This is a genomic window from Streptococcus sp. CF8_Ac1-9 (assembly GCF_024295565.1).
Classification (GTDB): domain Bacteria; phylum Bacillota; class Bacilli; order Lactobacillales; family Streptococcaceae; genus Streptococcus; species Streptococcus parasanguinis_X.
In genome coordinates, this window is the sequence record NZ_JANCOY010000001.1 from 295,758 (window position 1) to 318,097 (window position 22,340).

Below are 22,340 nucleotides of genomic sequence, written 5' to 3' on the forward strand. Positions count from 1 at the left end.
GGTTTAGTCCTCGTAAAGTGGAAAGGCGTCTGTCAAGGCTTTGACTTGACTACGCACTTCGTCTAATACTTCTTGCTTGTCCGCATTCTTCAGCGCTTTGATCATGAGTTCAGCAACGGTGCGACTTTCTTTTTCACCAAAACCACGAGCTGTGATGGCTGCTGCACCAATCCGAATCCCGCTGGTCTTAAATGGAGACAAGGTTTCATAAGGAATAGAGTTCTTGTTGAGGGTGATATTGACTTCATCCAACAAGTTTTGCGCCACTTTCCCATTTTCAACGACTTTAGTGACGTCGACAAGGAAAAGGTGGTTCTCTGTTCCGCCTGAAATGACGCGGAAATCAGGATCTTGCAAGAAGACATCAGCCATGGCCTGACTATTCTTAATCACATTAGCTGCATACTCTTTAAAGGCAGGATCCAGCGCTTCTTTGAAAGCGACAGCTTTGGCTGCAATGACATGCTCCAATGGTCCTCCTTGAATACCAGGGAAAATAGCAGAGTTAATTTTCTTAGCTAATTCCTCGTCATTGGTCAAGATTAGGCCTCCACGAGGTCCACGAAGGGTCTTGTGAGTGGTCGTAGTCGTGATATGGGCATAAGGAACTGGGCTTGGATGAAGACCCGCTGCCACGAGACCAGCAATATGGGCCATGTCAACCATGAGCTTAGCTCCTACTGCATCTGCAATCTCACGGAATTTTGAGAAATCAATGATATGAGAGTAGGCTGAGGCACCAGCAACGATGAGTTTTGGCTTCACTTCTTGGGCTTGTTTTAGGATGGCATCAAAATCCAAGAGCTCTGTTTCAGGATCTACACTATAAGACACAAAGTTATAGGTTTGACCAGAGAAGCTCACAGAAGCTCCGTGCGTCAAATGTCCACCGGCAGCTAGATCCATCCCCATAACAGTATCACCAGGCTCAATCAAGGCCATATAGGCAGCGCAGTTTGCCTGACTTCCTGAATGCGGTTGAACGTTGGCAAATTTAGCACCAAAGATTTCTTTGGCCCGTTCAATCGCGAGACTTTCGACCACATCGACCACATCTGTCCCGCCATAGTAACGACGGCCAGGATAGCCTTCAGCATACTTATTTGTCAGAATAGACCCTTGAGCAGCCATCACTGCCTTAGAGACGACATTTTCAGAAGCAATCAACTCAATATTGTTTTGTTGACGCTCTTCTTCTTTAGCGATCGCATTCCATAGGTCTGCATCATAGGCTTTGTAATCTTCTTTATCAAAAATCATAGGTCTACTCCTTTATAAAAAATTATTTATGTACATTATCACTGAGGAAGTTCATCTTCCTCAAAGGAAAGCTCTGGCACTTGTGCAAGCAAATCAGCTTTTGTAATCGAACCTTGCCGCAAAATCCTGGCCTTGGAACCAGAGATATCCAAAATAGTTGAATCATGACCAGTCAAAAAGTCATCATCCTCTATACCAGGAACCACTTGATCAAATTCGCTTACAATAGCCTTATACTTTGTTCCACTTGCATGACCTGAAAGATTGGCCGAGGGACCAACCAAAGGACCGTATTTACGAATTAATTCCAATGTTTTTGGGTGAGCCGGAATACGGAAGCCAACTGTATCCAATCCTGAATGGATACAGCCAGGTACCTTTTCATTTGCCTGAAGAATAATAGTCAGAGGCCCTGGTAAAAATGAATCAACCAGTTTTGTTAAATAACTAGGTTGATTTTTCGAATAAAGTCGAATTTCTTCTTCGCCGGCTACATTTAAATTCAGAGCCTTGTCTCTCTGTCTACGTTTTAATTCGTATATATAATCGACTGCCTCTTGATTCAAAGCTTTGGCGAAAATACCATAGACTGTCTCAGTTGGCAGAATAACTGCACGTCCTGCTTCTAATTCTTTCTCAATGTGATCCATTGTCTACTACTACCATTCTATCTTGTCCAAATTGGTCTTTCAGAACGCGAACTCGTTTGTTAGGAAACGCTTCTTGAAAGAGCTCTTTTACTTTGGCTCCTTGCTTATAGCCAATTTCTAGATAGATCTTTCCGTCTGGTGTTAAAACACTTGGTGCTTGCTGGGCAATCTTTTCGTAGATAGCATATCCATCACGATCCGCAAAAAGAGCTAAGTGGGGTTCAGAGGCTAAAACATTGGCTCCGACTTCTTCTACATCATCATGGGAGATATAAGGAGGGTTGGACACAATCAGGTCATAGGGACCTGTTAGCTGCTCCAAAACATCTGACGACTTAAATTCAAGGAAAGCTTCTAACTGCTTGGCATTTTCTTGAGCCAGGGCTAAAGCCTCTTCTGAGACATCACTAGCTTGAACCTGCCAGGTAGGTCTAGCAAGGGCTAGGCTAATAGCAATGGCCCCACTACCTGTTCCGATATCTAGAACTCGTAAGGCTTTCTCATCGTTTTCTTCAAGAATAAGAGCGACCAATTCTTCCGTTTCAGGTCGTGGAATCAGCACACGCTCATCAACTGTAAAAACATGACCAAAAAATTCTGCGCTGCCAATAATATATTGGGCAGGAGCGTGATGTTTCAGCTGCTCAAAGATGGATAAAAGCAAGTCCTGATCTTCTACTACCACTTCTTTTTGCAAGGCAAGAACAAAGTCTGTAAAGGTCCAGTTTTTTAAAGCTCGATACGCGAAGGAGAGGCTTTCTGCTTCCTCTCCAACGGCTATTAATTCTTCTTCATACTGGGCTAATAATGGTCCCAACAACATTATTTGTTCAACTCTTCTAGTTTTTGTGTTTGGTCATACAAGACCAAAGCATCGACCACTTCATCTAATTTACCAGATAAGATGGTATCCAGTTTTTGAAGGGTCAAGCCAATCCGGTGATCGGTCACACGGTTTTGAGGGAAGTTGTAAGTCCGGATCCGCTCTGAACGATCACCAGTACCGATGGTTGACTTCCGTTCAGCGTCTTGCTCGTCTTGGGCAATCTGAGCAAAGTGGTCAGCCACACGCGCACGGATGATCTTCATGGCTTTTTCGCGGTTCTTCTGTTGGGTCCGTTCTTCCTGCATCTCAACCTTGATATTGGTTGGCAAGTGGACGATACGAACGGCTGTTGCGACCTTGTTAACGTTTTGTCCACCCGCACCAGATGCGTGATAGATGTCAATCCGAAGGTCTTTTGGATCGATGTCGTACTCGACTTCTTCGATTTCTGGCATGACCAGAACTGTGGCAGTCGAAGTATGGACACGACCTTGGCTTTCTGTCACAGGAACCCGTTGCACCCGGTGGGCACCAGATTCATACTTGAGTTTTGAATAAACCGATTGACCAGAAACCATGGCTACCACTTCTTTGATCCCACCAACGCCATTGTAGGAAGCTTCCATGACTTCAAAACGCCAGCCTTGGCTTTCTGCGTATTTTTGGTACATCTGCAAGAGGTCACCAGCAAACAATTGGGCTTCGTCTCCTCCAGCTGCTCCACGGATTTCCAAGATAATGTTCTTGTCATCGTTTGGATCTTTTGGAAGAAGTAAGATCTTCAGTTTTTCTTCGTACTCTTCCTTTTCAGCCTTTGCATCTTTTAGCTCTTGCTTGGCCATTTCTTCCAAGTCCGCATCGCCGCCTGCTTCCTTAATCATTTCCTCAGCGTCAACAATGTTTTGAAGGACTTGCTTGTACTCTCGGTAGGCTGTCACCGTATCACGAGTGGAAGCTTCTTCTTTTGAAAGCTCCATAAATCGTTTGGTATCAGAGACCACATCTGGGTCACTCAACAATTCTCCTAACTCTTCATAACGGTCTTCTACAGCTTGTAGTTGATCATAGATATTCATGTTTGCTCCTTAATTCTTGGTTGTTAGATCATAGATTGCTACAATTTCGTCTTCTATGACTTCGCCAGTTTCTTTAAATCCATAATGGAGATAGCAAGATCTCGCTTGATTATTTTCCGGTTCATAAGATAACCAAAGACTTCTTGCTTTTCCAGCTGGCTCTGTTCGAACAAAGTCAATGACTGCATCCATAGTCGGTTTAAAATAGCCTAAACCTTGAAATCGTTTATCGATCATAAAACGAAATAACAAGTAGTTCCCCTTGCTGATTCCAATTTTCTGGTCATAGGCAATCATAACAAAACCAACTAATACTTCCTTATCATAAACTGCTAAGGGAGCTATAAAATCACCATTTTTATCATATACATAGGCTTCAGCTAAGCTAATGGAATTGGATGCAATAAAATTCCTTTGGTTTGGATGAACTTCTAGATTTAAAACGTCAAAATAATTCTCTATTGTAATATCTTTTAAACAAATAGACATTATTATCCTCTCTAAAACGTTCTAGACGCTTTCAGTTGGAATGTCTGGATTAAAATAATGCTTGCGGCAAACGGAGATATAGGTCTCGTGTCCACCGATCTGGATCTGCTCTCCATCATAGACAGGTTTACCTGCTTGGGTACGCAAGACCATGGTTGCCTTGCGGGAACAGTATTGGCAGATGGTTTTGATCTCCTCGATCTTGTCGGCTAACAAGAGGAGGTGTTTGGAACCTTCAAAGAGTTCATTTCGGAAATCATTTTTGAGGCCAAAAGCCATAACCGGCACATCCAGTTCATCCACGACTCTTGCCAAGTCATAGACATGGTGGCGTTTCAAAAACTGAGCTTCATCGATTAACACACAGTAAGGTTTGATTGTTTGGTTTTTAATAAAGCCAAAGATATCCGTATCGTCTTCAATTGCAACGGCTTCTCGTTTCATACCGATCCGACTAGAAACTACTCCTACTCCATCTCGTGTATCGATTGCCGAGGTCATGATGACGACGCTCTTGCCTTGCTCTTCATAATTATGGGCCACCTTCAAGATCTCAATGGTTTTCCCCGAGTTCATGGTCCCATATTTATAATATAATTGTGCCATTTTCCTTCTGTTCTCTCTAAAATGTGTTTCATTATCATTTTACCATAATTTTGCTAAGCTTTGTATCCCAAAATGTGATAAAATAGTCCTATAAAAAATTTAGGAGGTGGCCATATGCCATTTGTACGAATTGACCTATTTGAAGGACGCACCTTGGAACAAAAGAAAGCCTTGGCCAAGGAAGTAACCGAAGCTGTTGTCCGCAATACTGGCGCTCCTCAGTCAGCTGTTCACGTTATCATTAATGATATGCCTGAAGGAACCTACTTCCCTCAAGGTGAAATGCGCACCAAATAATGGTTCCACTAAAAAAACCTTTCTTGCTTGTGATATCACATAGCAGGAAAGGTTTTTTCTTATTTTTCTTGGGCTTGACGTTCTGCTTTCCGTTCTTCGAATTCTTCGTCACTCATCAAGGTTCCGCCGACATTAGCTGATTTGGCAAAGGCTGTATAGCGACGCAACCAACCGCTGGAGATTTTTGATTTGAAAGGTTTCAAATGTTTGCGACGTTCAGCAAGAGTTGCATCATCGACAAGTAGATCAAGGGTACGATTTGGTAGGTCAATCACGATTTCATCCCCATCTTCAATTAAGGCGATATTCCCACCTTCTGCTGCTTCTGGAGAAACGTGACCAATAGCAATCCCACGAGTAGCTCCTGAGAAACGACCATCCGTAATCAGTGCCACATCCTTACCAAGACCGCGTCCGACAATCTTAGAGGTTGGTGCCAACATTTCTGGCATACCAGGTCCACCTTGAGGACCCTCGTAACGAATGACAACGACATGGCCCTTCTTGACAGTTCCATTGTCAATCAACTCAAGGGCTTGATCTTGTGAATCGCAACAAATAGCTTTACCACGGAAAGTGGTCACAGATGGATCGACCCCACCGACCTTGATAACAGCTCCATCCTGAGCGATATTTCCATAGAGGATCGACAAACCACCTACAGGTGAAATAGGATGCTCAATTGGATGGATAATTTCTTCATTTTTGATTTCAGCGCCAGCTACGTTTTCTTTCAAGGTTTTACCAGTAACTGTGATACGATCACCCTTAATGGCTCCTTTTTTGATCAACTGATTGATAATGGCTGGTACACCACCAGCTTCATGGACATCATGCATAGTGTAAACACTTGAAGGGGCAATTTTAGAAAGATAAGGTGTCTTCTTGGCAATCTCGTTGATATCTTTGAGATCATAATCAATCCCCGCTTCACGCGCAATAGCGAGCGTATGAAGCACCGTATTGGTTGAACCACCCATGGCCATATCGAGCGCAAAAGCATCATCGATGGCTTCTTTGGTCACGATATCCCGTGGACGGATACCCTTTTTAATATTCTCTACCAATTGTTTGGCTGCTTGACGAACCAATTCCCGGCGTTCATCTGAAACAGCTAGGATGGTACCATTTCCTGGAAGAGCAAGGCCTAATACTTCCATCAAACAGTTCATGGAATTGGCAGTAAACATACCAGAGCAAGAGCCACAAGTTGGACAGGCATTTTTTTCCAAGAAATCCAGCTCATCCATGCTCATATCACCAGCTTGATAAGTACCTACAGCTTCAAACAAACTTGAGAGCGTCGCTTGATGCCCCGTCATGTCAACGCCGCCCTTCATGGGTCCACCAGAACAAAATACGGCTGGCACATTGGTCCGCATGGCTGCTAAAATCATTCCTGGTGTAATCTTATCACAGTTGGGAATATAGAAAACACCATCAAACCAGTGGGCATTGATGACTGTTTCAGCAGCATCTGCGATCAACTCGCGAGATGGCAAACTATAACGCATCCCGATATGGCCCATCGCAATCCCATCATCGACACCGATGGTGTTAAATTCAAAAGGAATCCCACCAGCCTCGCGGATAGCCTCCTTAGCAACATCTGCTAATTCACGCAGGTGGACATGGCCTGGAACGATATCAATATAGGAGTTACAAATGGCAATAAAGGGCTTTTGCATATCCTTTGCTGATTTTACTTGCCCTGTTGCATAGAGGAGACCACGCGCTGGTGCTCGGTCGATCCCCATTTTGATCATATCACTTCTCATCTTGTTCTCCTTCTAGTTCTTCATTTCTACCTCCTAATCTTACCACTTTGACATCAATTGTCAAGAACTTTCAGAAAATTTATAATATTCACGGTACACAAAAAGCCTGGTTTCCCAGACTTCTTTTTAGTTTGTTTGCTTTTTTTCGATCTGCCAGAGCCGAAGTTGGTAACAAATTCCACTTACGACAAGGCTAGAAATAAGGCCGATCCAATAAGCATATGGACCCAAGTTGGTCACATGGTCAAGGAAAATCCCTAGTGGGATAGAAATGCACCAATAACTAAAGACTCCTAATAAGAAAGGAACCGTTGTATCCTTATAGCCCCGCAAAATCCCTTGTAGGGGTGCTGCGAAGGTATCGGCTACTTGGAAAAAGAGGCTATAGGTCATGAAAATAGCTGTTTGTTGCACAAAGACTGGGTCCTTGCCGTATAGCCCTGCCAGTTGGAAGCGGAATGTATAGAGAAAGACGAGGGTGACAATCGCAAAGCCAAAGGCTGTCAGTCGTCCCAAACGGCAATATTGTTTGACCACTTCTGGTCTTCCTGCTCCCAGTTCGTAAGATACGATAATCGCCATGGTACTGGAGATACTAACCGGGAAAGCATACATCAGGGTTGAAAAATTCATGGCTGATTGGTGACTCGCAATGGTAAGTGATGGGAATTTTGCCATTAACAAACCAACCAGCGAGAAGATGATAACTTCTGCAAAAACAATTCCACCGATTGGAAGCCCAAGTCGCAATACTTCTTTCATCCCTTTAAAATCATAAGGCTGTGGCTTCCACAATTGGAAAGGTGCTACCTTGGGATGCTTGCACAAGATCAAAACCGCAATGGCCAACAAGACCCAGTAGGCCAGAGAGGTTCCAAGACCTGCTCCTGCTCCTCCCATCTCAGGAAAACCAAATGCCCCATAGATCAGGATATAGTTAAAACAAGCATTGAGAGGCAAAAGCAAGAGCATCAAGTACATGGATAGACGCGTCATTCCCAAAGTATCGAGGAAGGTCCGCACGATACTAAAGAGCAACAAAGGTAAGATTCCTAGAGAAAGGAAATATAAATAGCGAATGGCTATTTGGGCAACAACATTTTCTAAACCGATCTGCTTGAGAATCATGGGTGCAATGCCCCAAACAAAGCCTATTAAGAGAATGGCCATACCAAATGACATATAGAGGAATTGGTAAAAATCGCCAGCAATCCGTTCTTTATTTCCCTTGCCTAAATGATGCCCAACAATCGGCGTCAGTGCGGAGACAATCCCTGTCAGGAAAGTAAAAAATGGATTCCACAGACTGGTAGCTGTAGAAACACCAGCCAAATCAAGGGTCCGGTACTGACCGGTCATGGCTGTATCGACAAAGCTGGCTGAATAATTGGCCAATTGGTAGATTAAAATCGGCAAAAATAAACTCAAAAACAAGCGCAAGCGCTCTTTAAAGTGATAGGTTAAATACATGATTCTAACTCTCTTCTCATCAAATAAGATTCTCTCCTCTTCCACTCTACTATATGTTTCCTTAAAAGTCAAAAAAACCGAAGATCCAAGGACCTCCGGTTCATGTGAGATTAGTGTTTATTGCGGTTTAAAATAGCATTGAGAACGATCGCTAAGACACTGGCAACGACAATTCCGTTAGCAAAGAACATTTGGAATCCTGTTGGAAGGCCATTGAAGAGAGTGCTGTTGTTCAAACCAACCCCTGCAGCAATCGATACAGCAGCGATCAAGAAATTGTGCTCATTGTGTTCAAAATCAACACGCGCAAGGATCTGCATCCCTTGAATTGACACAAAACCAAACATGACTAGCATCGCTCCCCCAAGAACTGGACTTGGAATGATTTGCGCTAAAGCTCCAAACTTAGGAAGGAGACCAAGAAGAACAAGGAAACCAGCCGCATAGTAGATTGGAAGACGGGTCTTGATACCCGACAATTTCACCAAGCCAACGTTTTGTGAGAATCCGGTGTAAGGGAAGGTGTTGAAGATACCACCGAGGAGAACGGCCAACCCTTCAGCACGGTAACCATTGCGAAGGCGCGTGCTATTAATTGGATCTTTGGTAATATCAGAAAGAGCGAGATAGACACCTGTTGATTCCACCATAGAAACTGTTGCGATGATACACATCATTAAGATGGAGGTGATTTCAAACTTAGGAGCTCCAAAGAAGAATGGCGTTGGAACGTGAACCACTGGTGCTTGCGATACAGGTGTGAAGTCTACCAAGCCCATAGAAGCCGCAATAGCTGTCCCTGCAATCAAGCCAATCAAGATAGAGATAGACTTGATAAAGCCAGTCGTATAGATATTAACGACTAAAATGATGAGAATAGTCACCACAGCCAAGATCAAGCTTTGAACGGTTGGTTTTGGCGCATTATTTCCCATATTTCCAATCGCTACTGGAATCAAGGTCAAACCAATGGTGGTAATAACGGATCCCGTTACAATTGATGGGAAGAGATTGGCAATCTTAGAGAAGAAACCAGAGACAAGGATGACATAAATCCCTGAGACAATCAAGGCACCAAACATGGCACCACTACCATGGCTAGCACCGATCATGCTGAGAGGTGCTACAGACTGGAAGGCAACCCCAAGGACTACCGGAAGACCGATCCCAAAGTATTTATTGAGCTGCACTTGAAGGAAAGTTGCGACCCCACACATGAAGATATCTGTAGAGATGAGATAGGTTAGTTGATGAGCATTATAGCCCAAAGCTCCTGCGATCATGATCGGCACCAAAATAGATCCCGAATACATGGCCAAAAGGTGTTGCAAGCCTAGAATGGCCGCCTGTGAATGGCTTTCTTGTTTTTGCATTAGATGTCTGCCTCCTTAAATACAACCTGACCATTTTCAAAACGGTCCAAACGTGCGAGGGATACAACTGGATATCCCAACTCTTCTAACAATCCCCGTCCATCTTGGAAGGATTTTTCAATCACGATCCCAATCGCTTCGACTTGAGCACCAGCTTGTTCGATGATTTGAATCAAGCCTTTGGCTGCCTGACCATTTGCAAGGAAATCGTCAATGATTAAAACCTTATCTGTTGGATCCAAGAATTTACCAGCAATTGAAACGGTGCTGGTCACTTGCTTGGTAAAGGAATAAACCTCAGCCGTCAAGATGCCCTCATTCATCGTGATGTTTTTCGCCTTCTTAGCAAAGATCATGGGAACATCCAAGGCTTCTGCTACATAAAGGGCTGGTGCAATTCCAGATGCTTCAATGGTTACGACTTTCGTCACGCCAGCATCTTTGAACCGATCCGCAAAAGTCTGACCAATTTCTTTCATCAATTTAAAATCCACTTGGTGGGTCAAAAAGGAGTCCACCTTGAGGATATTCTCACCTAAAACATTGCCATCTTTTAAGATGCGTTCTTCAAGTAATTTCATACTTCCTCCTACTTTTTTAAAATCCTCTACTTCATTCACAAAACACAAAAAGGCCTGCTAAGCAAGCCTTGAAATCCCTCTAGAAAGAGAAATAATCCCGACTTACTTATTGTTAGGTGTTCCGGCACCTTGTAGAAACATCACGCCTATTCGTGAAATAAATAAGTAATTCAATTAGTGTGCATCGCCATTCCAGATAGAATTCTTAACGATCACATAGTCAACATGTTTCAAATCTGCTAATTTTCGGCCTCCTGCATACGAGATCGAACTTTGCAAATCTTGCTCCATTTCCGTTAAGGTGTCTTGCAAATGACCCTTGGCAGGCAATAAAATCTTCTTACCTTCGACGTTCTTATAAGCGCCTTTTTGGTACTCGGAAGCAGATCCATAGTATTCTTTGAAAGACTCTCCATCAATCTCTACTGTTTTACCAGGACTTTCGATATGGCCTGCAAAGAGAGAACCGATCATGACCATAGACGCCCCGAAACGAATCGATTTGGCAATATCACCATGGGTCCGAATACCACCGTCCGCAATGATTGGCTTACGCGCTGCTTTTGAGCACCAGCGAAGAGCAGCCAATTGCCAACCACCTGTACCAAATCCAGTCTTAACTTTGGTGATACAAACCTTACCAGGGCCAATCCCGACCTTAGTCGCATCAGCTCCCGCATTTTCCAATTCACGAACAGCTTCAGGTGTTCCAACATTTCCAGCAATGACAAAGGTATCTGGTAATTCTTTCTTGATGTGTTGAATCATCCGAATGACACTATCCGCATGACCGTGTGCGATATCAATAGTGATATACTCAGGAGCATCTGCCTTTAATTGACTCACAAAGTCGTATTCGTATTCCTTAACACCGACTGAAATGGAAGCGATCAAACCTTGATCATGCATGCGTTTGACAAAAGGAATCCGTCCCGCTTCATCAAAACGGTGCATGATGTAGAAGTAACCACCACGCGCCAACTGCTCTGCTACATTCTCATCCAAGATTGTCTGCATATTGGCAGGAACGACTGGAAGCTTGAAGGTATGCTTTCCAAATTGGACGGTTGTATCTGCTTCTGACCGGCTATTGATGATACATTTGTTGGGAATCAACTGAATATCTTCATAGTCGAAAATAGGAAATTCATTTAACATAGATTGAAAAATCTCTTTTCTAAAAACTGACCTACCTATGCGCAAGCGCATCGCTACGTCTCTTGACGTTTCCTTGATAGATTATACCAAAGATACGGACCTAATGCAATGGGAATGATTTTATAGGAAATAACGTTCGGAAATTACAAGACAAAAACCCGTTTCAAAAAGAGAAACAGGTTTTATTTATGAACATTTTGGAGCCAATTGTTCACTTCTCTAGCTACAATTTCAGGCGCCTCTGTATACAGTTCGTGCCCCAAACCTTCTAGCAAGACTTGCTTGATCTGGGGTTCTAGTTGCTTCAGAGCTTCTTTTCGCCATTCAGGCTCTTCTTGGTACCGAGGTCCAATAAAGAGGACAGATAGGTCTGCCAGTGGAATTTGGTAAGTCTTCATCTGACGCCGTAGACGCAATAAGGCCATGACCTTTTCGAGATCCAGATTTAATTCATATTGTTCACTCGCTGGATTCCAACGATAGCTAGCCTCTACCGCTTTTGGCGCTATAGGAGTAGGATCTGCTCCATCACCAAGTTCGGATAACACAGCTTCTTCTAAAGTCGCAAAAACTTGCTGCTGCATGAAAGACGCCGTTCCTTCTAGTTCTTCTTCAAGAGGCAGGATTTTTTCCATATCCAGATAACCCCCATCCAGGAGAATCAGAGCTCGAATCTGAGGAAACTCGGCAGCCAGATAACGAGCCAAATCTCCACCCAAGGAATGCCCTAATAAACAGATCTCTTCCGCCTGGCCAATCCGACCTTGAAACCAAGCACAAAGATCGTTTTCTGTCTGAATCATTTCCCTATAGGGATCTAGAAAGGTCACAGGAAAGCCAAGCTCTTCAATAAGCGGAGCCAGATGGTAGCTATTACCACCTAGGCCACCAATAAAATAAAACTGCATGTGTTTTGTCCCTTTTCTATAAGATTAAAAGCTTATGAAAGCTATACATATTTAGTCATCCTTTATCTACTATCATACCGAAATACAGTTTGAAGTTCAAGTTAGTCAATAGCTAGGGAAATTAGATAAGTAAAAAGAGGCCGCACTGTTTCTTAGAATGTAAACAAACTATCTTAAAGTATAATAAGTTAAGAAAATATCGAAACTTTCCGCTGTGAGAAAAGTTTTAGAAACAATCGTGTTTCTAACACTCGGGAGTTTTGGAACTTTAGGTCCAAAACTAAGTCATGGAACTTCGGAGAAGTTCGCTGACGTCCGTACTCACCTAAGGAAAGTTTTTGATACGACTTGTCTTCAATCTGAGACCATTGAATTCTCTCTTTCTATTTGCTTCTTTCCGAATGAACGAGACACAAAAAATCCACTCACTCGGGGTGAAATGGATTGTTTCTTTATTAACGGTTCAACAAGAAATTGAACAATTTTTCGACAATTTTTACGACCAACCAGCATAAGAATCCGATATAGCTGAAATAGAAAATGAGTGACAAAATCGTAATAATCATGGTTTCCTCCTTCGTCGATTGCAAGTACTTGTCTTATTATACCTTTTTATGCAATCGAACTCAATAGAATTTTGAAAATTGTCTGATTATTCTTTTTCTTCTTTAGCTTCTTTGGTTTCTTGATCGGCTTCTTCACTGCCTTTATTGACAGCTGTCTTAAATTCAGTAAACATTTTACCGATGGACTGGCCCAACTCAGGCAGGCGTTTTGGTCCAAAAATCAAGAGGGCGCCGAGGATGATGATGATCAATCCTGGTGCTCCAATATCACGTAAAATTCCCATTAGTTTCTCCTTTTTCTTGAATAGATGACTTTACTGATGGCGACACTGACTTCAAATAAGAGGATCAAAGGGAGTGTCATGGCAAAGTCACTGATAAAGTCTGCAGGGGTTAGCACGACGGCTAAGACCAGCAGGACAAAGTATGCGTATCGTCGGTAGGTTATTAAAAACTGTGGTGTCAAGAGCCCAATCGAGGTCAGAAAAGCGACCAAAACTGGTAACTCGAACAAGACCCCTAAAGGCAAGGTGGTGTGCCATAAGAAGGTTAGATAATTTTGTGCCGTCAATTGGGTATCAAACAGCCCTTCTCCCAAGCGCATCAAGACCTCTAAAATAGCTGGGCTAACAAAGAAATAACCAAATGCAAGTCCCAACACAAAGCAAATAAAGCTAGCTGGGATGTAGGCAAAGACTGCACGCGCCTCTTTCTCCTTCAGAGCCGGTCTTACGAATTGCCAAATCTGGTAGACAATAAAGGGCAAGGTCAGGCTAAAAGCTGTGAGATTAGCCAGCGATACATAGATCCAGAGGATATCATTCGGTCCCAGTACCAGCAGTTTTTGATGCAGGCTAGCCGTCAAGGCTTGGTAGAGCTCTCCTCCAAATACAAAAGCCACCAGAAAGACGATAATATAACATAAGACCACTGCGATCAATCGTTTTCGAAATTCGACCAAATGTTCAACAATGGTCATTTCATCTGCTCTACTCTTTGCCATGTTGTCTCACCGTAACAAGTGCGATCAAGGCCACAAAGATACATTGAGGAAGAAGAACTTCCCAGCTTGGATAGATACCCGCCCAATCGATGGTTGGAAGTCCATTGACCAAATGGCTAGGTAGGATATTGGTCAACTGAAGGGCGTGGATGCTGACACCGAGCATCTTGAAGGCCAAAGCGTAAATCAACCAAGTCAGAATGAAAAAGATTCGATGAGGTTGGATAGCTTGACTAGCCTTGGTCATGGCCACTACAATGATGATAAGAACAGCTATAGCAAGCCCGATTCCCAGTAAGAAATTCGCAGTTGTAATCCGAGGAATGATCCCGACATAAAATAGAATGGTCTCAGCCCCTTCACGAAAGACTGCTAAGAAACTGAGAGCAAACATAGAGACAAAGCTTCCTGTAGCCGTCACGGTCTTCATTTGACGGTCCATAAAGGCATTCCACTGTTTGACAGAGGACTTGCTGTGGAGCCAAATTCCGATGAGAATCATCATGACTACAGCGAAAATCCCAACGCCACCTTCAATGATTTCCCGGTTAGACCCCGAAGTAACGGCTGGAAAGGCTACTTGCAAAACAAGAGCGATCGCTGCACTGGCAAGAACACCAGCAATGGCTCCACCGTAGACCCATTTGAGGCCTTTCCTCATCTTAGCAGCCTTAAGGGTCGTCACAAGCGCCATAACGATCAGAAGGGCTTCTACTCCTTCACGCAGAAGAATCAACATGGCATCAAAAGCGTTGTAAGAAGCAGTCGTATCGATCGCAGAAAGGTCCCTGATCAAGGCTTGTAATTTCTCTTGATAGGCCTTTTCTTTCCCCTTGACCATAATAACCGGAGATTCACTCTCTACGCGCGTGTAGAGAGTGGGATTGGTCGTGCTGACATCCCCTTCGATAGTTGGCCAGATCGTGATGAACTGCTTCATAGTCGCTGCAGCAGACTTATCGTCGCCGGATTGAAATTGGCTTAGTGCCTTCTCCAAAAGCTTGATCCCATCGTTCAACGTCAAATCCGTACTGGCACTGCTAATGGCTTCTCCTTTTACAAAGGCATCAATCCCATTTTTGAGGTCATTATAAGAGGACTGGATGTTGGTGAAATCGGTGGGCTCTGTTTCAATACTACTGCGCAAGAGCGAAATGGCCGTCTCGATTTTGCCATAGTAGGCTGTGCTGTGATCTCTTACCACCGCTTCGTTTCGCGTCCATGTATTATTAAGATCTGCATAGGTTTGACGCGTTTTATCCAGATCCTTAGCTGTAATGGCCTCTTGTAGGTTCTTAAAAAAAGGTGCGAGGCGACTAACGAGTTTGTCTTTTTCCGCCTCTAAATCGACCGGATTTTGCTCTTTTTCAAAAGCTAGCAAGGCTGATGAGATCTTGGTGAGATCGTCTTTAGTTACCTCCCCTTTTATAGCCAGGGCTTGGCTAACTTTTTTCCCTGCCTTGGAATCATGGTGGTCTTTGGATTCAAAATCAGACTGAATCTCAGCAATCAATTCCTTGGCCTTTTTCTGGTCCTTATTTTGTACAGCGGTTGTTGCATCCGTGATCTTGATAAAGAGATTGCTATAAGAGTCCGCAGCCACTGGATGAGTCCAGAACAAGGCAAGAAGGCCTAACAGGATCAAGAATTTATTCAAAGAGTGCTTGACCAAGATACCCTCCTTCCTCAACGCCTGCAAAGCAAGCAAAGAGTCCACTTCCGATATGGGTGATGTACTCGTTCATTTTATCCACCGCACCCAAGTTGGTTTGGATTTTGACAAAGCTGTTCGGATCCTTTTGAAAGGCGATAAAAATCAAACCTGCATCAAATTGCCCAGTCTGTTCATTGATGCCATCCGAATAGGAATATGACCTCCGTAAAATCGGTCGATCCACTTCTTTGGCCAAACGGACATGTGAATCTACTGGTAGTTTAGATAAATCTACTTCATCAAACTCGTTGGTTTTACCAAAGGGAGCACCGGACTCCTTGTAGCGACCAAAGGTATTTTCCTGCTCCTGCAAATTGGTCCGATCCCAAGTTTCCAAGTGCATTTGCACTAGGCGAAGAGCCATATAGGAACCACCCTTCATCCAGTCCTTGCTGTCAGTCCAGACGACCTTATCAAAGTCCTTCTCCGTCGTGACATTTGCTGTTCCATCCTTGAAACCAAAGAGGTTGCGGGGCGTTTCTTTTCGGTCACCAATGGCCGCAAAACCGGATTTGCTCCACTTCATGGTAATGGTATTGCGACCCTTACGAATCAGATTTCGCACCGCATGAAAGGCTACTTGCTCATCGTCTGCACAGGCCTGAATGACGATATCGCCACCTGTATATTTGTCCTGCAACTGCTCCTTTGGAAATGGGGGCAAATCACGAAAGAGTTTCGGACGTTTGGACTCCAAGCCCAGTTTCTTTAGAAAGGAAGCCGAAACCCCAAAAGTCAGGCTCAAGCGATAGGGGTTAAGTCCTACTGTTTCACCTGTATCTGTTGGTGGCAAGAGGGCATTGGCCCCATCTTTTTTGACCAACTCTCCTTCGACTAATTTACTACTATAATCGGTCCAATCTTTAAAGAGCTGGATGACTTCTTTTTTGTCTGTCGTGTGAAGGTCTAATACCACCAAGTAGCAAGCCTTCTGCATGGCCGTCGTAATTCCTGCTTGGTGCTTGCCATAAAAGGAGATGTCTTCATCCCCATCATAAGCTTTTTTGCTGGAACTGTCTTGATTAGCGAAAAAAGCAGATGCACCAGAGAGACCTAGCGCTAGACCAGCCCCTCCGATACCTGCTTTTTTAAGAAATTCACGACGGTCCATTTTTTTATCTAAAAATTTTTCGTCAGCCATTTTTCTTATTTCCCATCTAAAATCACACCCATTTGAGACAAAGGTTCACCGAGTTTGGTCACAGCTTCTGCCAATTCCTTGGTATCTTCCTTTGATAAATCTGTATAAGACTTATAGTTTGAATCATCTGTCATGTGTTTGTCCAATAAAGCATTCACATTCTTAAATTCTGCTTCCAAGGTTTTAACCAATTTGGCATCTTTTTTCTCAATCAAGGGTTTAAAGAGAGAGAAGATCTTTTCAGCCCCTTCAATGTTGGCACGGAAGTCGTAAAGATCTGTATGAGAGAAGACTTCTTCTTCACCTGTAATCTTTTGCGTTGCCACTTCATTGAGTAGATCGACAGCTCCGGTCAACATGATATCCGGTGTGACTTCTACTGTAGCAATTTTAGCTTTCAACTCCTTGATATCGTTCACCAGTTGGTCAGCGTATTTGTCTGTTCCATCTGTAGTATTGTTTTCCCAAAGGATACGCTCAATCCGGTGGAAACCTGACCAGCCATCTTCTGATTTATTTTCATCCACATAATCCACCAAGCGGTAGTCGATCTTGACATCCGATTCCCCGAAAGTTTCAGCAATCGGTTCGGAACGTTCATAGGCCATACGGATCAAGGGATATTGCTTTTTGGCTTCTTCCAAATTACCGTCTTTTAGGGTAGCACGGAATCCTTCTGTATCCTTGAGCAATTGGTCAATTTGCATTTCAACAAAGTCTTTGTATTCAGCTGTCGCATTGTCCAAAGTCTTCTGGTCAGCCTTTGACAACTGTACTGTTGAGCTGGTTTGCGTCTTTTGACTCGACTGTTTGCTAGTAGAATTTGCACACCCTGCTAAAAGAGCAACACTCAATAAGAGTAGACTATATTTTTTCATGAAAGACTTCTCCTCACTTGTTCTTGCCCTTATTTTACCAGATATTTTCTCATTTTTCAATAATTGTCTGAAAATTTAATAATAGAAAAACATTTCTGAGAATCTTTCTTTTACAAAAGAATATCCTTGACCCGTCCGATTTCGGATTCTTTAACCACCACAAAGATGCTATCACCCAGATACAAGCGGGTTGCACCATTGACCGTATAGCTCTTACCGCTTCGCATTTGGGTGGTAATCAAGATATCTTGAGGGAGGTGCAGTTCATGGACTTGCTTTCCTGCGATCTTTTCTGATACAGGGATCTCAATTAAAGTCAACTCGCCTTCTTCTTGCGCCTTATCCGGTAACAATTGCTCGAGCATGGCTTCATAGACTGGCGCTCCATGGAAGAGATCCATGATCATATAAGCCAGCAAGGTCACCATGCCTAGGGGCATTAAACTGCGAATATCACCGACCATCTCTGTTACTAAGATCATAGCTGTCAGAGGCGCTTTTGAAATAGCCCCAAAATACCCACTCATACCTAAAATAATGAAAAGAGGTAACTGATTTTGAGAGATAAAGCCAATGTTTTGGAGGAAGGTTCCAACGATGGCCCCTAAAAGTGATCCTAATGCTAGTATGGGCAGGAAGATGCCACCTGGTAAGCCACTACCATAGCTCAACATACTCCAGATGAAACGGATCACAAAATAGAGAAGGATGGTCAGCACTGGATACGGTACTCGAGCTAAATCCAAGACCAATTGGTTACCACCACCAAGAATCTGAGGAAGAAAATAGCCGATTGGAAGAATCAAGACAAAGGCAAATAAAGAAGGATAATGAGAAGGAACATGGAAAATCTTCTCTAGCAAACGATAGAGTCGACCGATATTGAGAACCACTATTTCGTAGACATAACCTGCTGCCCCTAAAAAGACTCCAAGAAAAAGATAAATCCAGTACTGAGACAGATGGAGAGGTGGAATATTTTGTGGCATATGAAGCACTGGTGTTTGACCAAAGACATTGAGTGAAATAAAATTAGCCGTCAAACTAGCAGCCAAGGTCGAAATCCAAAAGAAACGTGAAAAATGATGGTAGACCTCTTCAACCACAAATAAGAGCCCCGCTATAGGTGCATTAAAGGCAGCGGCAAGGCCAGCAGCAGCCCCACTTGCAATCAAAGATCGCTCCTCAACCGGACTGACCTTCAAATGATGGGCCACTCCTTTTCCACCCATTGCTCCTAATTGAATACTAGGACCTTCACGACCAAGCATCAAACCACTTCCGATGGCCAAGACACCTAGAATATACTTCTTCCACAAGGTATCCCACCAGCTCACCGCCAAGAGGCCCTTGAGTTCCGCTTCGACTTGCGGAATTCCTGATCCCTTGATATCCCGATTGGTGCGAATGAGGCGACCAGCAATCAGTACGATCACCCCATACCCCAACAGCATCGCCAGCAAATAGAGTGGTTGATCAGACATCTCCTTGTAAACACCTTGAACGAAATGAAAAATATGTTCGATCAAAAAGCGAAAACTTGAGACGATGCAGCCCACAACGATCCCAACCAGAACACCTCTGACAATATGGGCCACAATTGAACTAGATGCAAATTGAAATTCATTTTTAAAGGCTTCTTCTTTTGCAGACATTCCCTAACTCCTTCAAACTCTTATCCTATTCATTATACCTTATTTCACTGCCTCTGAATACATGTAAAGACAGAAAAAAATAAAACCACCCTTGTTAGTTTTGTTTAGAATGTAGACAAACCATTTTATCAAGTAAAATAAGTTAAGAAATTCTACAAAGAAATATAAATATGTTCTATTTATTATGGAACGAATAAAGAAAAGTCAAAACTTTCCGCTGTGAGAAAAGTGCCTGAAACAATACAGTTTCAGGCACTCGGAATTATTGAGACCTTAGGCTCAATAATTAGTCATGGAACTTCTATGAAGTTCGCTGACGTCCGTACTCACCTAAGGAAAGTTTTTAATAGAACTTTAGCTATTATTCAGCAGTTAAAGCTGCCATTGTAATGTAGTTGTATGGTTTGTTGAAGTGTGGCAAGAAGAATAAGTCAGTCAAGGCCAACTTATCAATCGTCACGTGTTCTTGAATCGCAAGTGAGAACATGTGGATAGCCATTGAGATGGCGCTATCACGGGATACCATTTGAGCTCCAAGGATTTGACGAGTGTCTTTATCGTAGACGATCTTGATACCAACTTCATAGTTATCGTGTTTGATAAATTCAGGTTTTTGAAGGTCATTGAAGCCAGTTTCAGTGGCATTGAAGCCTGCAGCTTTCGCTTTTTCAAGAGTCAAACCAGTTGAAACCATGTGAAGGCCGTAGATAGAGATACCGTTAGAACCTTGAACACCGATTCCTTCTAATTCATGACCAGTCGCATTGTAGGCACCGACAATACCTGAACGAACCGCATTAGACGCAAGAGCGATGTAGCTCATTTCGTTACGAGCGTTATCGAAGATAGTCGCACAGTCACCAACTGCGTATACACCTGGAAGTGACGTTTCTTGTTTCTTATCAACAAGGAAAGCACCGTTGCGGAAGAGTTCGATCTTACCATCAGCAAGAGCTGTATTAGGACGGAAACCAACAGCCAAGATAACCATATCTACATCGAAGGTCTCTTTATCGGTTACAAGGCGTTCTACCTTACCATCTCCTTCAACCGCTTGAACCGTTTGTCCAAGCGCCAAACGGATATTGTGGTCTTCCAAGTTTTTCGCCATGATGTCTGTGAAGTCTTTGTCGTAGTAGCCATTCAAGACAGTGTCCACGATATCTACCAAGACAACATCTTTACCAAGACGTTCGAAAGCTTCCGCAAGTTCAACACCAATGTAACCACCACCAACTACGGCGATACGATTCAAGTGTTTGCTGTTGTCCTTCAATTTTTCGATCACTTCTTCAGCGTTTTGGTACAATTTAACGAATTGAAGATTTTCAAGAGTTGCTTTGAATTCGCGGTTACCAGGAACGATTTCAACTCCTTTAATTGGAGGAATGATTGGTGTTGATCCAGTCGCAAAGATCAATTTTTCGTAAGATTCTTTGTGTTCTTTTCCATCAACTTCTGCAGTCACCACTTTGTTGTCATAGTCAATTGAAAGAACAGGAGAGTTCATGTAGACTTTTGCGCCTTTTGCTTCCAATTTTTCTTTGTCAGAGTAGAAAAGACCTTCAGGACCATCGATTTGCTCACCGATCCAAAGCGCCATCCCACATCCAAGGAATGAAATGTTTGAGTTTTGGTCAAAAACCACAATTTCATTTTCATTTCCGAAATTATCTAACATAGTGTTGATACAAGCTGTTCCGGCATGGTTAGCCCCTACAACAACGATTTTACTCATAGAATAAATCCTACCTTTAATTTAATTTACTTCTTGAGTATATCATAAAAATGATATCGGTTACAATTATTTTGCTCAGAATTTGTGATCTTTTTTTCAATTTTCCAGAAAATCCCACTTCACATGTTTCAAAAAATGTCAAACAATATGCTTGAAAGGATTGTGAAAACGATATCTTTTTGATATACTGTAGGTAAGTGAAAATAGGAAAGGATAGATTTTTAGTGGACCTAAGTAGTCGATCCGAACATTTGATGGGAACGACCATCACTGTTTCGATCTGTCACCCACAAGCGAATGAACTCTTAGCCCGCTGCTTTGAACTTCTTCGCTCCTACGAACATCGCTTCAGTGCTAATGATGCAAGTTCTGAACTCATGGAGGTCAATCACCAAGCTGGTATTGCTCCTGTCCAAGTACATCCAGATCTTTTTGAACTGATTGCATTAGGAACCTTGCATAGTCAAGCTCAGAACAGCCATTTAAACATCGCCATTGGTCCTCTTGTACAGACCTGGCGAATTGGATTTTCAGATGCTAGACGTCCCCAGCAAGGGGAAATTAATCAAGCTCTGACCATGATCGATCCTCACCGAATTCAGCTCGACCCAGAAAACCATACGGTCTTTCTTATGCGTCCTGGAATGAAGATCGATTTAGGTGCCTTGGCTAAGGGCTATAGTGCAGACTGCATTGCGACCTTTTTAAAGAGCCAGGGAGTAACAGATGCCTTGATCGATCTTGGAGGAAATATCCTCACTGTCGGTCAACATCCCGTCAAACAACAACCTTGGCGGATTGGCATTCAAAATCCAGTCGAAAAAAGAGGTCAGCACCTACTGGTCCTCTCTGTCAAGGATAAATCTATTGTCACCTCTGGCATCTACGAGCGTCATTTAGAAGTGGACGGCCAGTCGTTTCACCACATCTTTGATAGCGCGACGGGCTATCCGGTCGAGACAGACTTAGCCAGTATCACCATCATATCTGATCGATCCGTAGACGGGGAGATATGGACTACCCGCTTGTTCGGGGAATCTCCTGCTTCTATCCTCAACACTGTTGAATCACTTCCTGGTATAGATACCTTATTGGTTTCTCAATCAGGCAAGATCGCCTATACAAGTGGGCTTCAATCTTATTTATAATTCTCCTATCAGAAAGGAATTTTCC

The 22,340-nt window shown here is 43.1% G+C and carries 21 protein-coding genes and 1 riboswitch; of the genes, 2 read left to right on the top strand and 19 right to left on the bottom strand.

Annotated elements, in window-relative coordinates:
* Positions 1-3 precede the first annotated feature (3 nt).
* Genes glyA through NML76_RS01455 form a run of 6 tightly spaced genes read right to left on the bottom strand, consistent with a single transcriptional unit; the run spans position 4 to position 4,907 of the window.
* On the bottom strand, positions 4-1,260 hold the full coding sequence (gene glyA, locus NML76_RS01430; RefSeq protein WP_013903560.1) for a serine hydroxymethyltransferase: 1,257 nt from the start codon (positions 1,258-1,260) through the stop codon (positions 4-6).
* A 38-nt stretch (positions 1,261-1,298) separates the two neighbouring features.
* On the bottom strand, positions 1,299-1,910 hold the full coding sequence (locus NML76_RS01435; RefSeq protein WP_254732506.1) for an L-threonylcarbamoyladenylate synthase: 612 nt from the start codon (positions 1,908-1,910) through the stop codon (positions 1,299-1,301).
* Positions 1,897-2,733, bottom strand: a complete 837-nt coding sequence (prmC, locus tag NML76_RS01440) for a peptide chain release factor N(5)-glutamine methyltransferase (protein WP_254732507.1) — start codon at positions 2,731-2,733, stop codon at positions 1,897-1,899. The genes NML76_RS01435 and prmC overlap by 14 nt, the downstream gene beginning before the upstream one ends.
* Positions 2,733-3,812, bottom strand: a complete 1,080-nt coding sequence (prfA, locus tag NML76_RS01445; protein ID WP_003007273.1) for a peptide chain release factor 1 — start codon at positions 3,810-3,812, stop codon at positions 2,733-2,735. The genes prmC and prfA overlap by 1 nt, the downstream gene beginning before the upstream one ends.
* Positions 3,813-3,821: 9 nt before the next feature.
* The gene (locus NML76_RS01450) at positions 3,822-4,301 is read right to left on the bottom strand and encodes a GNAT family N-acetyltransferase (protein ID WP_195227400.1); all 480 of its coding nucleotides are present in this window, start codon (positions 4,299-4,301) and stop codon (positions 3,822-3,824) included.
* Positions 4,302-4,322: 21 nt separating this feature from the next.
* Positions 4,323-4,907 (bottom strand): thymidine kinase, encoded by a 585-nt coding sequence (locus NML76_RS01455; RefSeq protein ID WP_003007269.1) that lies wholly within the window; start codon positions 4,905-4,907, stop codon positions 4,323-4,325.
* A 114-nt stretch (positions 4,908-5,021) separates the two neighbouring features.
* Here NML76_RS01455 and NML76_RS01460 point away from each other — a divergent pair, with 114 nt between their 5' ends.
* A complete protein-coding gene (locus tag NML76_RS01460; protein WP_001117401.1) occupies positions 5,022-5,204 on the top strand; it encodes a 4-oxalocrotonate tautomerase in 183 nt (60 codons plus the stop codon).
* Positions 5,205-5,263: 59 nt separating this feature from the next.
* Here NML76_RS01460 and ilvD read toward each other — a convergent pair whose 3' ends face one another.
* The 13 genes from ilvD to nox all read right to left on the bottom strand — a co-directional run bounded on the left by ilvD (position 5,264) and on the right by nox (position 21,167).
* Complete coding sequence (gene ilvD, locus NML76_RS01465) at positions 5,264-6,982, bottom strand: dihydroxy-acid dehydratase (protein ID WP_003016651.1); 1,719 nt, start codon at positions 6,980-6,982, stop codon at positions 5,264-5,266.
* Between the two features lie 126 nt (positions 6,983-7,108).
* Positions 7,109-8,452 (bottom strand): MATE family efflux transporter, encoded by a 1,344-nt coding sequence (locus NML76_RS01470; protein ID WP_061604233.1) that lies wholly within the window; start codon positions 8,450-8,452, stop codon positions 7,109-7,111.
* 110 nt (positions 8,453-8,562) lie between these two features.
* Complete coding sequence (locus tag NML76_RS01475; RefSeq protein WP_254732508.1) at positions 8,563-9,825, bottom strand: nucleobase:cation symporter-2 family protein; 1,263 nt, start codon at positions 9,823-9,825, stop codon at positions 8,563-8,565.
* Positions 9,825-10,406, bottom strand: a complete 582-nt coding sequence (locus NML76_RS01480) for a xanthine phosphoribosyltransferase (protein ID WP_254732509.1) — start codon at positions 10,404-10,406, stop codon at positions 9,825-9,827. The genes NML76_RS01475 and NML76_RS01480 overlap by 1 nt, the downstream gene beginning before the upstream one ends.
* 89 nt (positions 10,407-10,495) lie before the next feature.
* Positions 10,496-10,591: riboswitch (purine riboswitch) on the bottom strand.
* Positions 10,581-11,564 carry a GMP reductase gene (gene guaC, locus NML76_RS01485; RefSeq protein WP_021153179.1) on the bottom strand — a complete coding sequence of 328 codons (984 nt, stop codon included), beginning with the start codon at positions 11,562-11,564 and terminating at the stop codon, positions 10,581-10,583. It overlaps the preceding riboswitch by 11 nt.
* A gap of 182 nt (positions 11,565-11,746) precedes the next feature.
* A complete protein-coding gene (locus NML76_RS01490) occupies positions 11,747-12,472 on the bottom strand; it encodes an alpha/beta fold hydrolase (protein WP_254732510.1) in 726 nt (241 codons plus the stop codon).
* Positions 12,473-13,124: 652 nt separating this feature from the next.
* Positions 13,125-13,322: a twin-arginine translocase TatA/TatE family subunit gene (locus NML76_RS01495; protein WP_254732511.1), complete on the bottom strand. Its 198-nt coding sequence runs from the start codon at positions 13,320-13,322 to the stop codon at positions 13,125-13,127.
* Positions 13,322-14,041: a twin-arginine translocase subunit TatC gene (tatC, locus tag NML76_RS01500; RefSeq protein WP_254732512.1), complete on the bottom strand. Its 720-nt coding sequence runs from the start codon at positions 14,039-14,041 to the stop codon at positions 13,322-13,324. The genes NML76_RS01495 and tatC overlap by 1 nt, the downstream gene beginning before the upstream one ends.
* On the bottom strand, positions 14,028-15,713 hold the full coding sequence (locus NML76_RS01505) for an FTR1 family protein (protein ID WP_254732513.1): 1,686 nt from the start codon (positions 15,711-15,713) through the stop codon (positions 14,028-14,030). Before NML76_RS01505 ends, tatC begins: the two co-directional genes overlap by 14 nt.
* Complete coding sequence (gene efeB / locus NML76_RS01510; RefSeq protein ID WP_254732514.1) at positions 15,691-16,896, bottom strand: iron uptake transporter deferrochelatase/peroxidase subunit; 1,206 nt, start codon at positions 16,894-16,896, stop codon at positions 15,691-15,693. Before efeB ends, NML76_RS01505 begins: the two co-directional genes overlap by 23 nt.
* A 5-nt stretch (positions 16,897-16,901) precedes the next feature.
* Positions 16,902-17,774 carry an iron uptake system protein EfeO gene (gene efeO, locus NML76_RS01515; protein WP_070661354.1) on the bottom strand — a complete coding sequence of 291 codons (873 nt, stop codon included), beginning with the start codon at positions 17,772-17,774 and terminating at the stop codon, positions 16,902-16,904.
* Between the two features lie 110 nt (positions 17,775-17,884).
* Positions 17,885-19,429: a ClC family H(+)/Cl(-) exchange transporter gene (locus NML76_RS01520; protein WP_214259908.1), complete on the bottom strand. Its 1,545-nt coding sequence runs from the start codon at positions 19,427-19,429 to the stop codon at positions 17,885-17,887.
* Between the two features lie 361 nt (positions 19,430-19,790).
* On the bottom strand, positions 19,791-21,167 hold the full coding sequence (nox, locus tag NML76_RS01525) for a H2O-forming NADH oxidase (protein ID WP_003001563.1): 1,377 nt from the start codon (positions 21,165-21,167) through the stop codon (positions 19,791-19,793).
* 224 nt (positions 21,168-21,391) lie between these two features.
* On the opposite strand from nox, the gene NML76_RS01530 reads away from it, so the two are divergent.
* Entirely contained in the window at positions 21,392-22,315 is a 924-nt protein-coding gene (locus NML76_RS01530) for an FAD:protein FMN transferase (RefSeq protein ID WP_308219069.1), read from the top strand.
* The last annotated feature ends 25 nt before the right edge of the window (positions 22,316-22,340 follow it).